Source organism: Micromonospora sp. NPDC005257 (assembly GCF_042872445.1).
Lineage (GTDB): Bacteria > Actinomycetota > Actinomycetes > Mycobacteriales > Micromonosporaceae > Micromonospora.
Genome location: NZ_JBIAKL010000008.1, coordinates 342,446 through 355,058, shown reverse-complemented (window position 1 = coordinate 355,058; position 12,613 = coordinate 342,446). Strand labels below are relative to the sequence as shown.

The window sequence follows — 12,613 nt, the reverse complement described above, 5'->3', positions numbered from 1 at the left end:
CACCAACATCGCCGCCGGCACCCGCCATCACGCCCGCGACAGCACCCGCCCACTGGCACTCCTCGGCGTCACCTGACGACTTTGCCGGGGCCCTGAGCCGCCCACCGAGTTCACGCTGGACAACAAATCGGTAAGCGGCATCACGGCCGAGCTTCGACCCCCCGAGCAGTCCACTGGCGACGCCCCTGCCTTGCCGGCCAACAAGGGGCGCTGTTTCCAGGGCATGACGCCGGTCGGTGAGGGGTTCATCCTCAGCGATGCCGAAGCCAAGGCCCTTCTCGTCGCCACGGACGCCGATTATCGAGAAGTTGTCCGTCCTTACCTCATCGGCGAGGACATCGCCGACCACCCGGAGCAGCGTCCGGGCCGGTGGATCATCGACTTCGGTCATCGTCCGCTGGAACTGGCCATGAAGTATCCAGCCGCGATCAAGATTGTTCGAGAGCGGGTCAAACCGGTACGCGAAACGAACAGGGACCGTTTCCGACGGGAGAACTGGTGGCGCTTCGGCAGGCCGTACACAGCGGTCCGTGACGCCCTATCGGGCCTGCCTCGCTACATTGGCGCGGGAAGGGTCGGAAAACGACTGCTCTTGACCTGGTGTGACGCGTGGACCTGCCCGAGCGACTTGGTCTACGTGTTCGCGTTCGATGACGACTACTCGATGGGAGTGCTGTCGTCGTTCACCCACAGCGCCTTTGCGCGGTCCCAGTCATCGACTCTTGAAGACCGCCTCCGATACACGCCCACGTCGGCGTTCCTGCCGTTCCCGTGGCCCTATCCGGTGACCGACGAGCAGCGGGAGCGGGTCGCCGAGGCGAGCCGACGGATGATCGCCCGCCGCCGGGAGATCTGCGCGGAGGAACAGATCGGCCTGACCCGGCTCTACAACCTGGTCGATGACGGCGCCTACGCCGACCTGAAGAAGCTGCATCGTGACCTGGACGAGGCGGTGGCCGCCTGCTACGGCTGGCCGAAGTCGATCGCCCAGGACAAGGACGAGATCAGCCGCCGACTGATGGCGCTCAACGCCGAGATCGTCGCCGGCCAGCGCCCTTACGACCCGTTCGCCGGACGGGACGGCCAGTCGATCGCGCAGCAACTCGGCCTGCCCGTCGCGTGAGCATGAGCGGCGGGTGGTACCGGTGCGCCGACACCACCCGCCGTCACGACTCAGGCCCGGTCGTTCAGCAGGCCCGCGCGAACCGCCCCGACGAACCGGGTCCACGCCGCTGGGTCGAAGCTCAGCGTTGGCCCTTGCCGGTCCTTGGTGTCCCGCACGCCGACCGCGTCGGCGAATCCGGCCACCTCGACACAGTTGCCCTCACCGCCGGATCGGGATGACTTGCGCCAGACCCCGTCACGTCCCATCGGTCATCTCCTTAGCGATCGTCGTCATCAGCTCACGGGACCCGCCCGCGTCGAGCGCTCGCTCACCGAGCGAGCGCCAGGCGTCCTCGTAGGTCTGGATCTCGTGGGCCTTGTCAAGGTAGGCGGCACCGCACGGGCCGTCCATGTAGATGGTGGTCGGCTCCGGCTCACGCACCTCGGTCGGGAAGTCGAGCATCGTGAAGGTTCCCGCCGCGGCCCAGCGGTAGAGCCCAGCACTCAGTGGGAGCACCCGAATCCGGATGTTGTACTGCTGGCTCGCCACCACCAGGGCATCGAGTTGCCTACCCATCGCGGACCGGTCGCGCAGCGGTCGACGGAGCACCGCCTCGTTGAGGATCACATCGAGATAGGGAGCCCGGGGCACCGTGCGCGCCAGCAATCGCTGCCGCCGCAGTCGAACCTCAGCCTTGGCCTGCCGCTCGTGCTCACTCAACTGCGGGCTGTCGGTGGCGATGACCTCGGTCATGTACTCGACCGTTTGCAACAGACCCGGCACAAGATTCGTTTCGTAGTGGCGGATCTTCGTCGCGGCAGCTTCCAGACCCACGTACAGCTTGAACCAATCCTTGATTGCCTCCCCGTAGCTGTGCCACCAACCGTGCGCCTTGGTTTCCCGGGCCAGGGCGCGCATGGTCTCGATGGTTTCTCGCGACGCGCCGTAAACGCGGCACATGGCTTCCACGTCGTTCGGGTGCATCGGCACCTGGCCCGTTTCGTAACGCCAGATCCGGGGCGCCGACCATTCCAGCTCCTTTGCCGCCGCTGTCACCGTGACGTGCGCGCCTTCGCGAAGTTCTCTCAGATATCTGCCGAGCTGCCTACGCGGGACGGTGCTTCCCGAGTCGTCCACGTCATCTCCTTCGGTGTTGTCGCGTAAGGCACCTCATCCCTTGGTCTGCATTCTGCCGCGAAATATTGCCTCGGGCCAGAGGTGAATTGACCATTGTGGTGCCCGCCGGAGACGCGGCGGGTTCGCGGGGACGGATGCCTTTCCCCGAAACCTCATCCCGGTATCCGTCCCCGCACCCGGCACTGATCCACAAAGGAGAGTCATGGACTCGATCGATCGTATCCTCGGCGACATTCCGCTTCCGCCCTACGTCACCGCCGAGGATGTCACCTTCGCGATCCGGGCGATCACCGTGCACGCGCCCGAGCAGTGGCCCGAGGGTCCACGCTGCCGCAACGACCGGGCACCCCACCCGTGCCGGCTGCACCGCTGGGGCCGGCGGGTGCTCGACCTGCGCGGGCTCACCGACCGGCAGATCCACGCGCTGGTCGCCGAGCAGACGGCACCCGTGCGGTGATCTACGTGACCGGGGAACGCCTGCTGCCGCACCACGTCCGCGCCGCCTACTTCGACAGGCGCTGGCGGGGCTTCGACCCGACCCAGGTACGCGACCACCTCGACCGGGTCGCCGACGAACTCGACCGGCTGAGCCGTGAGCTGGTCACCACGCGGACGGAGGCCGAGCGCGTCCGCCAGGCGCTGCGGCAGTGGCAGTCCAAGCATCGCGCCTGCCGCCACCGTGACCCCGACGCGCCGCCCGGCGGATGGCCGGAATGACCGCGCCACGGTGGGTCCTCCACCTGCCCACCACGCTGACCGGCGCCGACGAGGCAGGCGCCCTCGCGGTGGCCCTCCGCGACTCGCTCGGCCACGTCACGGTCATCGACTTCGGCGAGACCACGATGAGTGAGGAGGACAGCCAGTTCGCGCGTACCCGGGTCTGGTGCGACGCCCGGCTCGACGGCGCCGGCCGGTGCGGGCGCCGCAACGACCACGGCGGCCCGTGCGCGGCGTGAGCGCGACGCGCGTCAGGGGCGCGGGCGGTCGCGGTCCTTCGAGGGCTGGACCCGCTTCGGCTCGCCGGGCATCTTCGGGTATTCCGGTGGATAAGGCATGTCGCCCAGCCCGTCGGCGGCGTCCCGCTCGGCCCACTCCAGCAGGGGTGTGATGTCCCACGGGGCGTCGTCGATGCCGGCGTGCGGGTCGCCGCGCTCGGCGAAGCGGGCGGGCACCGTGCCCAGGTGGAAGTCGTCCGGGTCGACCTCCGGCAGCTCGTCCCAGTCGACGGGTGTGGAGACGGTGGCGCGCGCGTTGGCGCGCAGCGAGTATGCGCAGGCGATGGTGCGGTCGCGTGCCATCTGGTTGAAGTCGACGAAGACCCGCTCGCCCCGCTCCTCCTTCCACCAGGCGGTGGTGACCAGCTCGGGCCGGCGGCGTTCCAGCTCGCGGGCCAGCGCGATGGTGGCCCGGCGCACCTCCACGAACGTCCAGCGCGGCTGGATGCGCAGGTAGACGTGCACGCCCCGGCCCCCGGAGGTCTTCGGCCAGCCGGGCACGCCCAGCTCGTCGAGCAGCCCGCGCAGCTCACCGGCGGCGGTCACCGCGTCGGCGAAGTCGGTGCCGGGCTGCGGGTCGAGGTCGACGCGCAGCTCGTCGGGCCGGTCGGTGTCGGCGGCGCGCACCGGCCACGGGTGGAAGACCACGGTGCCCATCTGCGCCGCCCAGGCCACGTGCGCCAGGTCGGCCGGGCACAGCTCGTCGGCCGGGCGGCCGCTGGGGAAGGCGATCCGCGCGGTGCGGACCCACGGCGGCACGCCCCGCTGCGGCACCCGCTTCTGGAAGAACATCTCCCCCTCGACGCCGTCGGGGAAGCGCTGGAGCGTGGTGGGCCGGTCGCGCAGGGCGCGCATGATCCCCTCGCCGACGGCAAGGTAGTAGCGGAAGACGTCGGCCTTGGTGAAGCCGCGCTGGGGGAAGATCACCCGGTCGGGGCTGCTCAGCCGCACCGGGTGCCCGGCCACCTCGATCTCCTCGACCGCGCTCCTGCCCGCCATTACGCGACCATATGCGATGCCACCGACAGCCGACGTACCGTGGAACGGTGAGTCTTTCCGAGAGCGAACTGCCCCGTACCGAGGACGAGTGGCGCGTGCGGCTGAGCCCCGAGGAGTTCCGGGTGCTCCGTCAGGCCGGCACCGAGGCGCCCTGGACCGGTGAGTACGTCGACACCAAGACCCCCGGCGTCTACCACTGCCGGGCCTGCGGGCTGGAGCTGTTCCGCAGCGACGACAAGTTCGACTCGCACTGCGGCTGGCCGAGCTTCGACGACGCCATCCCGGGCGCGGTCAAGGAGATCCCGGACAACACGCTCGGGATGCGGCGGGTGGAGATCCGCTGCGCGCGCTGCGACAGCCATCTCGGGCACGTCTTCGAGGGTGAGGGCTTCACCCCCAAGGACACCCGGCACTGCGTCAACTCGATCTCGGTGCGCCTGGAGCCCGGCGCGAGCTGACGGCCCGCCGGTGGCGAGGTGGCGGAAGCGGTACTCCCCCGGGCCGAGCCGGACCGTCACGGTACGGGTGCCGACGCGGCGCGGCACCAGCGCGCGCCGGCCGGGCTCCCATCCGTTGAGTTTCGGCGGTCACCGGAGTCAACGCGCGACACGCCGGGAGCGACACGCCGTGGGGCCGGATCAGGTTCGCCGGTTCCGGTTGCTCCGGGGTGCCGCCTGCGCAACCCTCGGATGACACGTCCGTTTTCGGGGGTTTTCGTATGGCTACCTGCGAGGTTTGCGGCAACGACTACTGGATGGCGTTCGAGGTGCGCACGGTAGACGGGTCGCGGCACACGTTCGACTGCTTCGAGTGCGCGGTGCACAAGATGGCGCCGATCTGCGAGCACTGCCAGATCAAGATCGTCGGGCACGGCGTCGAGGTCGCCGGGCGCTTCTTCTGCTGCGCCCACTGCGCCCGCGCCGTCGAGGGCGAGCAGGGCGCCGAGGTACGCGACGCGGTCGGCGCCCGCCCCGCCTGACGCGCGGCGGCCACGCCCAGGGGGGGCCGCGCTCCGGGGACACCGTCCGAGTCGATTTCTGACTAACATCCCTCCGTGACCCGACGGTTGATCATCGCGGCGGCACTCGTCGCCGTCCTCGCGGGCTGCTCTCCCGCCACCGAGCCGGGCGCCACGACCGGCCCCGAGCCGGGCGCCACGACCGCCCCCGATCCGGCGCTCGCCGCGCCCTCGCCCACCGACGGCGGCGCCGCCGCGGCGCTGCGCGACCGGTACGCCGCGACCGGCAGCCTGGCCGGCCTGGCCGAGGAACCCGAGCACGCCAGTGAGCGGCTCGATTCCGACGGTGTCGTGTGCGGTCGCCCGCTGCCCCTGCTCGACCGGCGGCTGGTCGTGTCCACCCGAGTCTTCGTCACGCCGCAGGGAACCCCGGCCGCCGAGTTCGTCGAGATCGCCCAGGAGACCGTGGTCTACCCGGACGAGGCGGCCGCCGCGGACGCGGTACGGCAGATCTTCGGCGTGCTGGAGGCGTGCGAGCGCGACGAGGAGGACGGCCAGGTGACTGCCGGCCACACCGCAGCGGACCTGCCCGCCGGGCTGGGCGTGCCGGGCCGGGTGGTGTCGGCGACCATGACGGTGCCCGACGGCGCCCGCTTCCCGCACCGCTACGGCTGCCTGCACCGGGGCCGGGTGACCCAGTGCGTCGCGGTCTGGACCCGCTCGGCGGCCGGCACCGGCACCTGGTTCGAGCGTGCCGTCACCGCCACCGCCACCGGGCTGCGCACGTCGAAGGACTGAACCGGCACGCCGGGCCGATGAGTCGCGCCAGGGGGAGCACGACCGGCCGGAGACGGGCCGCCTAACCTGGGCCGATGCCCGTCGAGTCCCACCTGGCAAGCTTCGCCGACCTGGACGCCCGCACCTTCCACGACCTGCTCCGGCTGCGCGTCGACGTGTTCGTGGTCGAGCAGTCCTGCCCGTACCCGGAACTGGACGGCCGGGACGTCGAGCCCGACACCCGCCACCTGTGGCTGAGCCGCGACGGCGCCGTGGTCGCGTACCTGCGGATCCTGGCCGACCCCGGCGGCGTGGCGCGGATCGGGCGGGTGGTGGTGGCGCCGGCGGCCCGCGGCGCGGGCCTGGCCGGCGCGCTGATGACCGAGGCGCTCGTGGTGGTGGGTGACCGGCAGTGCGTGCTGGACGCGCAGACGCACCTGGTCGGCTTCTACGCCGGGTTCGGCTTCACCGAGAGCGGTCCCGGCTACGTCGAGGACGGCATCCCGCACACACCGATGCGCCGCGATCCGACTAATTGACGTTTGTCGCTTTTTGTGGCAGCGTGCGGGCGGAGCCGCCACGCGGGAGAGGGCAACTCCCGACAGTCCGGGCGTCGTGCACCGACACCCCATCCCGGAGGCTTTCCATGTCCACTCCGTACCGCCGCCCCTTACCGCTCGCGGCGGCGATCCTCGCCGTCTGCGCGGTGGTGGCGGCGCTGCTCACCACCGCGTTCTCCGGCCCGGCCTCGGCGCACGGGTCGGTTGTCGACCCGGCCTCGCGCGCCTACAGCTGCTGGCAGCGCTGGGGCGGCGACTTCCAGAACCCGGCCATGGCGACCCAGGACCCGATGTGCTGGCAGGCGTGGCAGGCCGACCCGAACGCCATGTGGAACTGGAACGGCCTGTTCCGTGAGGGCGTGGCCGGCAACCACCAGGGCGCCATTCCCGACGGGCAGCTGTGCAGCGGCGGCCGCACCCAGAGCGGCCGCTACAACGCGCTCGACACCGTCGGCGCGTGGAAGACGGTGCCGGTCACCAACAACTTCCGGGTCAAGTTCTTCGACCAGGCCAGCCACGGCGCCGACTACATCCGGGTGTACGTGACCAAGCAGGGTTACAACGCGCTCACCACGCCGCTGCGCTGGAGTGACCTGGAACTGGTCGGCCAGATCGGCAACACCCCGGCCAGCCAGTGGACGCGCGAGGTGGACGGCGTGTCCATCCAGATCCCGGCGAACGCGCCGGGCCGCACCGGCCGGCACATCGTCTACACCATCTGGCAGGCCAGCCACCTGGACCAGTCCTACTACCTGTGCAGCGACGTGGACTTCGGCGGGGCCGGCCCGACCACCCCGCCCACCAGCACCCCGCCGACGAGCACCCCGCCGACCAGCACCCCGCCCACCAGTACCCCGCCGACCAGCACGCCGCCGAGCACGCCGAACCCGGCCGGTGGCTGCACCGCGACGTACGCGATCACCGGTACGTGGGGTGGCGGCTTCCAGGCCGAGGTGAAGGTGACGAACGGCAGCGGTTCACCTGCCCGCGGCTGGTCGGTGAGCTGGAACTACCAGAACGGCCAGCAGGTCAACTCGGCGTGGAACGCCAACGTGACCACGAGCGGGACGCTGGTCACAGCGCGGAACGTGGCCTACAACGGCTCGCTCGCACCGGGTGCCAGCACCTCGTTCGGCTTCACCGGCTCGGCCGGTGCGTCGAACCCGGTGCCCAGCCTGTCCTGCACGACGACCGCCTGACGGCTGTCGCCCCGGCGGGGGCCCTGCTCGACACCTTCGCCGGTGTCGAGCGGGGCCCCTTCCTTTCACACCAGGCAGTTGACGATGTCGGCGACCGGCCGGCGGCGACCGGTGTAGAACGGGATCTCCTCCCGCACGTGCCGGCGCGCGCCTGATGCGCGCAGGTCGCGCATCAGGTCCACGATCCGGTGCAGCTCGTCCGCCTCGAACGCCAGCATCCACTCGTAGTCGCCCAGCGCGAACGAGGCCACCGTGTTGGCCCGCACGTCCGGGTAGCCGCGGGCCATCTTGCCGTGCTCGGACAGCAGCTCGCGCCGCTCGGCGTCGGGCAGCAGGTACCACTCGTACGAGCGCACGAACGGGTAGACGCACAGGTAGGCGCGCGGCTCCTCGTCGGCCAGGAACGCCGGGATGTGGCTCTTGTTGAACTCGGCCGGGCGGTGCAGCGCCATCTGCGACCAGACCGGGGTGAGCGCCCGGCCCAGCGTGGTACGGCGGAACCGCAGGTACGCGTCCTGGAGCGCGTCGCTGGACGACGAGTGCCACCAGATCATCAGGTCGGCATCGGCGCGCAGCCCGGCCACGTCGTACGTGCCGCGGATGGTGACGTCCTTGCCGGCCAGCTCGGTGAAGAGCGACTCGACCTCGTCGACGACGTTCTCCCGCAGCGACGGCAGCGGGCTGCTGGCCCGGTACACCGACCACATGGTGTAGCGGATGGTCTCGTTGAGCTCCCGCAGCCGCGCCGCGTTGGTCTGCTCGGTCATGCTGCCGATCCTTCCAGAGCCGTGATGATCTCTTCGGCCGCCGTCTCGCCGGAGCGGACGCACACCGGGATGCCGACGCCGTCGTAACCGGCCCCGGCCACTGCCAGCGTCGGGTAGGCGACGCGCAGCGCCGCCCGGACCGCCGCCACCCGGGCGGTGTGCCCGGGCGTGTACTGCGGCAACGCGCCGCCCCACCGCTGCACGTGCCGGGCCACCGGGACCGGCAGCGGCGCGCCGAGCACCGCCGACAGCTCCCGGTGCACCGCGTCGGCCAGGTCGTCGTCGGTGAGCTGGAGCGACGCCTCGTCGCCGTACCGGCCCACCGAGGCGCGCACCAGCGCCAGCCCGTCCGTCCGCCGCAGGTGCCCCCACTTGGTGGTGAAGAACGTGGACGCCTTGATCGTCAGCCCCTCGCCGGCCGGCACCAGGAAGCCGGACATCTCCGGCAGGGCCGGGCCGGGCAGGGCCAGCGTGATCAGGGCGACGCTGGCGTAGTCGAGCGCGCCGATCGTGTCGGCCGCCTCGGGCGCGGCGGCGGCGAGCAGCCGGGCGGCCGGGCGGGCCGGCACCCCGAGCAGCACCGCGTCCGCCTCGACGTGCTCGGCGTCGCGGGTCGGCCCGACGGTGAGCCGCCAGCCGGACGGGGTGCGGCGCAGCTCGCGTACCGCCGCGCCCCGGCGGATCGTCGCCCCGCTCGCCGTGGCCGCCGCCTCGACCAGCGTGCTCAGCCCACCGGCGAGGGTGCCGAAGACCGGGGCGCCGGGCGCGCGCGGCGCCGCGGCCTGCGCGGCGCGTACCGCACCGACCAGCGTGTGCTCGACGCGGGCCGCGCGGGCCAGCGCCGGCATCGTGGCCACCAGCGACAGGTCGTCGGCCCGCCCGGCGTACACGCCGCCGAGCATCGGGTCGACCAGCCGGTCGACCACCGCGTCACCGAGGCGCTCGCGGACCAGCTCGCCGACCGAGGTGTCCTCGCCGTCGGCCAGCAGCGGACGGCCCGCGTCGCGGTCGGCGTCCGCGGCCGGCGGCGCGACCGCCGCCACCTTGTCCAGATCCCCGGGTACGCCGACGAGCGTGCCGCCCGGCACCGGGCGCAACGTGCCGTCGACCAGCAGCGCCGCCTGCCCGACGGTCGGGTGCACGATCGAGTCGCCCAGGCCGAGGCGGCGGGTCAGCGTCACCGCCGCCGACTCGCCACCGGCCGGGTCGCGCATCAGGAACGACTCCGCGCCGAACTCGACCGGCCCGCCGGCCAGCTCACCTGTGTGAAGCTTGCCGCCGAGGCGGCCGGACTGCTCGTACACGGTGATCTCGGTGTCCTCGGGAGCGAGGTCGCGCAACCGGACGGCGGCGGCCAGCCCGGTGATTCCGCCACCGACGATCGCCACCCGCCACGGTCGCACCACTGTCTCCTCCTAGCGCTCCGGTCGCGCGGTCAGTTCGTGCACCAGCGCGACCACCCGGGTCAGCACCTCGGGGTCGGTCTCCGGCAGGACGCCGTGACCGAGGTTGAACACGTGGCCGGGAGCGGCCCGGCCCTGCTCGACGATGCGCCGCACCTCGGCCTCCACCACCGGCCATCCGGCGAGCAGCACCGTCGGGTCGAGGTTGCCCTGCACCGCCTTGTCCGGCCCGACCCGGCCGGTGGCGACGTCCAGCGGAGTACGCCAGTCCACGCCCACCACGTCGGCGCCGGCCTCGCCCATCGCGGCGAGCAGCTCGCCGGTGCCCACCCCGAAGTGGATCCGCGGCACACCCGCGTCGGCGAGCCCGCCCAGGACGTACGTCGAGTGCGGCAGCACGAAGCGGCGGTAGTCGGCCTCGGAGAGCGTGCCGGCCCACGAGTCGAACAACTGCACCGCGGAGACCCCGGCGTCGATCTGCACCTGGAGGAACGACAACGTGACCTCGGCCAGCCGCGCGCACAGCGCGTGCCACAGCTCCGGGTCGCCGTACATCAGCGCCTTGGTCTTGGCGTGCGTCCGCGACGGCCCGCCCTCGACCAGGTAGCTGGCCAGGGTGAACGGGGCGCCGGCGAAGCCGATCAGCGGGGTGTCGCCCAGCTCGACGACGAGCCGGCGGACCGCCTCGTCCACGTACGACACGTCGTCGAGCCCGATCGGGGTGATCCGCTCGACGTCGGCGGCGGTGCGGATCGGCTCGGCCACCACCGGCCCGGTGCCGGGCACGATGTCCAGGTCGACGCCGGCCGCGGCGACCGGCACCACGATGTCGCTGAACAGGATCGCCGCGTCCACGCCGTGCCGGCGCACCGGCTGGAGCGTGATCTCGGTGACCAGCTCGGGCCGGCGGCAGGATTCCAGCATCGGCACGTTCGCCCGGATCTCGCGGTACTCCGGCAGCGACCGGCCGGCCTGGCGCATGAACCAGACCGGGGTGTGCGGGCCCGGCTCGCGCCGGCAGGCGCGGACGAAGGGCGAGTCGGCCGGCCCGCCGCGGCGGGGTTCTCCGTCTCGGGCGGCAGTGCCCGTGGTGTCGGTGGTCATCGCGGCAATCGTGCCACGCCCCCGGCGCGCACCCGCGCTCACCGTCCGCATTTGTGACGTAGAAGGAAGGGCCCCCGCCCGGCGCCTCCGGTGAGGCGAGGGCTTAACCGTCGATCACCGGCGCGCCGTCGCGCGCCGCGCGGTGAGCGCGGCATAGGCTGCCCGCATGGCCCCCCCGATCGCGCTCCCGGAAACGTTCGCACGCGCGGTCGCGGGGCTGCGATCGGTGGCACCCCGCCCGGAGATCGTCCTGGAGGAGGTCGGCGCACCGCAGCGGCTGGCCCCGTACGCGTTCGCGCTCTCCGCCGCGGTGATGCGCGACGACGACGAGGTGGCCGCCGGCCGGCTGATCCTGCTGCACGACCCGGCCGGGCACGAGGCGTGGCAGGGCACGTTGCGGCTGGTCACGTACGTCACCGCCGAGCTGGAGGTCGACCTGGCCAGCGACCCGCTGCTGCCCGGCGTCGGCTGGACCTGGCTGACCGACGCGCTCGACGCGCAGGGCGCCGGACACCGGGCGATCGGCGGCACCGTCACCCAGACGCTCTCCACCCGCTTCGGCGAGCTGGCCGGGCCGCCCGCGGCCGGTGACATCGAGATCCGCGCCTCCTGGACGCCGCTTCGCGCCGACCTGGGGCCGCACCTGCTCGGCTGGTGCACGTTGCTGGCCTCCACGGCCGGCCTGCCGCCGCCCGGCGTCACCGCGCTGCCGACCCGCCGCTCCGCCGGCGCCGCCTGACCGCCTCCCGGCCGGATGCGCGAAGGCCGCCCCGGACGAACCGGGGCGGCCTCGACGTGGACACCGGTCAGAGGTAGTTCTCGGCCTCGTCGCAGATCTTGTCCAGACCCTTGCTGGCCGCCTCGAAAGCGGCCCGGTCGCCACGCGACGCCGCGGCGATGGCGGTGGTCAGCTTGTCCAGGCAGTTCGCGATGACCTTCTTCTGCCGGGCCTGCTCGTCCCGGTCGTTCTTGGTGCCGGTCAGGTCCTGCTGGGTGTCCGACAGCCGCTCCTGGACCGTCTTCAGCTCACCCTTGAGCTTCTCGATCTCCTGCTGGTTCGTCGAGATGGTGCTGTCGCGCTGGCTGACCGTCTGCCGCGACTCGTCCAGGTCGCCGTTCGTCGAGACGTACAGGAACGTCATGACGCCGCCGAAGACGAACAGCAACGCGGCGACGAGGCCGAGCACCAGCGGCGCCCACCTCCGGCCACCGCCCGCGGCCGGCGCGGGGCCGGCCGGGCCGTACGGGCCGGGCGGCCCGGACATCGGCGGCGGCGCGAAGCCGGAGCCGGAGAACGGCGGGGCCGACGCGGGTGGGACCGACATCGGCTGCGCGTAGCCCGGCCCGGAGACCGGTGGCACGGAGACCGGCGGCGCCGACATCGGCTGGGCCGGCGGAGGCCCCGGCGCGTATCCCGGCTGTCCCGGCGCCGCGGGCGGGTATCCGGCGTACCCGTGACCGTCCGGCACGCCGGGCTGTTGCAGGGTCGGGGCGGGCTGGTTCGGGTCGTGCTGCCGGGGCGCGGGCGGGCTGCCGTACGGGCTGCCGTAGACCGTGCCCCCCGGCGCCGGGGGCGGGTTCTCGCCCCCGGCCGGTGGGTAGGACATGT

At 72.4% G+C, this 12,613-nt stretch carries 17 protein-coding genes; 10 read left to right on the top strand and 7 right to left on the bottom strand.

The window, feature by feature from the left end; translation table 11 throughout:
- The first annotated feature begins 190 nt into the window (after positions 1–190).
- Complete coding sequence (locus ACFYO8_RS19420) at positions 191–1,123, top strand: type IIL restriction-modification enzyme MmeI (RefSeq protein WP_387257374.1); 933 nt, start codon at positions 191–193, stop codon at positions 1,121–1,123.
- Between the two features lie 50 nt (positions 1,124–1,173).
- On the opposite strand, the gene ACFYO8_RS19415 is transcribed toward ACFYO8_RS19420, so the two are convergent.
- Together ACFYO8_RS19415 and ACFYO8_RS19410 are read right to left on the bottom strand one after the other, a co-directional pair.
- The gene (locus tag ACFYO8_RS19415; RefSeq protein ID WP_354865379.1) at positions 1,174–1,371 is read right to left on the bottom strand and encodes a DUF397 domain-containing protein; all 198 of its coding nucleotides are present in this window, start codon (positions 1,369–1,371) and stop codon (positions 1,174–1,176) included.
- A complete protein-coding gene (locus tag ACFYO8_RS19410; protein WP_354865381.1) occupies positions 1,361–2,242 on the bottom strand; it encodes a helix-turn-helix transcriptional regulator in 882 nt (293 codons plus the stop codon). The genes ACFYO8_RS19415 and ACFYO8_RS19410 overlap by 11 nt, the downstream gene beginning before the upstream one ends.
- Positions 2,243–2,444: 202 nt before the next feature.
- On the opposite strand from ACFYO8_RS19410, the gene ACFYO8_RS19405 reads away from it, so the two are divergent.
- From ACFYO8_RS19405 to ACFYO8_RS19395, 3 genes are read left to right on the top strand one after another with little or no spacing between them, the layout of a single operon-like run.
- Complete coding sequence (locus ACFYO8_RS19405) at positions 2,445–2,699, top strand: hypothetical protein (protein WP_354865383.1); 255 nt, start codon at positions 2,445–2,447, stop codon at positions 2,697–2,699.
- Positions 2,696–2,959, top strand: coding sequence for a DivIVA domain-containing protein (locus tag ACFYO8_RS19400; RefSeq protein ID WP_354865385.1), 264 nt, complete (start codon positions 2,696–2,698; stop codon positions 2,957–2,959). The genes ACFYO8_RS19405 and ACFYO8_RS19400 overlap by 4 nt, the downstream gene beginning before the upstream one ends.
- Positions 2,956–3,198 (top strand): hypothetical protein, encoded by a 243-nt coding sequence (locus tag ACFYO8_RS19395; RefSeq protein WP_387187491.1) that lies wholly within the window; start codon positions 2,956–2,958, stop codon positions 3,196–3,198. Before ACFYO8_RS19400 ends, ACFYO8_RS19395 begins: the two co-directional genes overlap by 4 nt.
- Positions 3,199–3,210: 12 nt before the next feature.
- Here ACFYO8_RS19395 and ligD read toward each other — a convergent pair whose 3' ends face one another.
- A complete protein-coding gene (ligD, locus tag ACFYO8_RS19390; RefSeq protein ID WP_354865389.1) occupies positions 3,211–4,236 on the bottom strand; it encodes a non-homologous end-joining DNA ligase in 1,026 nt (341 codons plus the stop codon).
- Between the two features lie 47 nt (positions 4,237–4,283).
- Here ligD and msrB point away from each other — a divergent pair, with 47 nt between their 5' ends.
- From msrB to ACFYO8_RS19365, 5 genes are all read left to right on the top strand, one after another.
- Positions 4,284–4,694, top strand: coding sequence for a peptide-methionine (R)-S-oxide reductase MsrB (msrB, locus tag ACFYO8_RS19385; protein WP_354865391.1), 411 nt, complete (start codon positions 4,284–4,286; stop codon positions 4,692–4,694).
- 260 nt (positions 4,695–4,954) lie between these two features.
- A complete protein-coding gene (locus ACFYO8_RS19380) occupies positions 4,955–5,215 on the top strand; it encodes a Prokaryotic metallothionein (RefSeq protein WP_354865393.1) in 261 nt (86 codons plus the stop codon).
- A 75-nt stretch (positions 5,216–5,290) separates the two neighbouring features.
- A complete protein-coding gene (locus tag ACFYO8_RS19375) occupies positions 5,291–5,992 on the top strand; it encodes a hypothetical protein (protein ID WP_354865395.1) in 702 nt (233 codons plus the stop codon).
- Between the two features lie 74 nt (positions 5,993–6,066).
- Positions 6,067–6,510: a GNAT family N-acetyltransferase gene (locus tag ACFYO8_RS19370; protein WP_354865397.1), complete on the top strand. Its 444-nt coding sequence runs from the start codon at positions 6,067–6,069 to the stop codon at positions 6,508–6,510.
- A 107-nt stretch (positions 6,511–6,617) separates the two neighbouring features.
- Entirely contained in the window at positions 6,618–7,730 is a 1,113-nt protein-coding gene (locus ACFYO8_RS19365; protein ID WP_354865399.1) for a lytic polysaccharide monooxygenase, read from the top strand.
- A gap of 65 nt (positions 7,731–7,795) precedes the next feature.
- Here the strand turns inward: ACFYO8_RS19365 and hemQ are convergent, their stop codons facing one another.
- From hemQ to hemE, 3 genes are read right to left on the bottom strand one after another with little or no spacing between them, the layout of a single operon-like run.
- Positions 7,796–8,497: a hydrogen peroxide-dependent heme synthase gene (hemQ, locus tag ACFYO8_RS19360; RefSeq protein WP_354865401.1), complete on the bottom strand. Its 702-nt coding sequence runs from the start codon at positions 8,495–8,497 to the stop codon at positions 7,796–7,798.
- On the bottom strand, positions 8,494–9,903 hold the full coding sequence (gene hemG, locus ACFYO8_RS19355; protein WP_354865403.1) for a protoporphyrinogen oxidase: 1,410 nt from the start codon (positions 9,901–9,903) through the stop codon (positions 8,494–8,496). The genes hemQ and hemG overlap by 4 nt, the downstream gene beginning before the upstream one ends.
- A gap of 9 nt (positions 9,904–9,912) precedes the next feature.
- Positions 9,913–11,004 carry a uroporphyrinogen decarboxylase gene (hemE, locus tag ACFYO8_RS19350; RefSeq protein ID WP_354865405.1) on the bottom strand — a complete coding sequence of 364 codons (1,092 nt, stop codon included), beginning with the start codon at positions 11,002–11,004 and terminating at the stop codon, positions 9,913–9,915.
- Between the two features lie 166 nt (positions 11,005–11,170).
- On the opposite strand from hemE, the gene ACFYO8_RS19345 reads away from it, so the two are divergent.
- The gene (locus ACFYO8_RS19345; protein ID WP_354865407.1) at positions 11,171–11,743 is read left to right on the top strand and encodes a DUF3000 domain-containing protein; all 573 of its coding nucleotides are present in this window, start codon (positions 11,171–11,173) and stop codon (positions 11,741–11,743) included.
- A gap of 67 nt (positions 11,744–11,810) precedes the next feature.
- On the opposite strand, the gene ACFYO8_RS19340 is transcribed toward ACFYO8_RS19345, so the two are convergent.
- Positions 11,811–12,611 carry a hypothetical protein gene (locus ACFYO8_RS19340; protein WP_354865409.1) on the bottom strand — a complete coding sequence of 267 codons (801 nt, stop codon included), beginning with the start codon at positions 12,609–12,611 and terminating at the stop codon, positions 11,811–11,813.
- Positions 12,612–12,613: the final 2 nt, after the last annotated feature.